Annotated in this window: 1 protein-coding gene; it reads right to left on the bottom strand. The window is 65.1% G+C overall.

Going from position 1 to position 498, the window contains the following annotated elements; genetic code table 11:
• Positions 1-498, bottom strand: a 498-nt coding sequence (locus M8J73_RS44505) for an alpha-amylase family glycosyl hydrolase (RefSeq protein ID WP_249829928.1), incomplete at both ends; no start/stop codon positions are given.

The following is a 498-nucleotide window of genomic DNA, read 5'->3' as shown; positions in this document are numbered from 1 at the left end:
GCGGACGGGGTCGAAGGTCCAGTTGGAGACTTCGGTGTCGACGAAGATGATGCGGGCGTCCTGGTACTGCTTGTCGTCGTCGGCCCAGACGTAGTAGTCGCCGTAGGGGCCGTCGGGGTCCTTGCGGGACTCCTGGAACCACGGGTGCTGGTCGCTGGTGTGGTTCATGACGAAGTCGATGATGACGCGCATGCCGCGCTGGTGGGCGGCGTCGACGAACTCCACGAAGTCGGCGAGGTCGCCGAACTCGGGCAGGACGGCGGTGTAGTCGGAGACGTCGTAGCCGCCGTCACGCAGGGGGGATTTGAAGAAGGGCGGGAGCCAGATGCAGTCGATGCCCAGCCATTGCAGGTAGTCGAGTTTCGCGGTCAGGCCCTTGAGGTCGCCGATGCCGTCGCCGTTGCTGTCCTGGAAGGACCGGACGAGGACCTCGTAGAAGACGGCGCGTTTGAACCACTCCGGGTCCCGGTCCTTCTGCGGCGTGTCCTCGAAGGTGTC

Origin of the sequence: Streptomyces neyagawaensis (assembly GCF_023516595.1) — a bacterium.
In the GTDB taxonomy this organism is placed as follows: Bacteria; Actinomycetota; Actinomycetes; order Streptomycetales; family Streptomycetaceae; genus Streptomyces; species Streptomyces neyagawaensis.
This window is presented reverse-complemented; position numbering and strand designations above follow the sequence as displayed.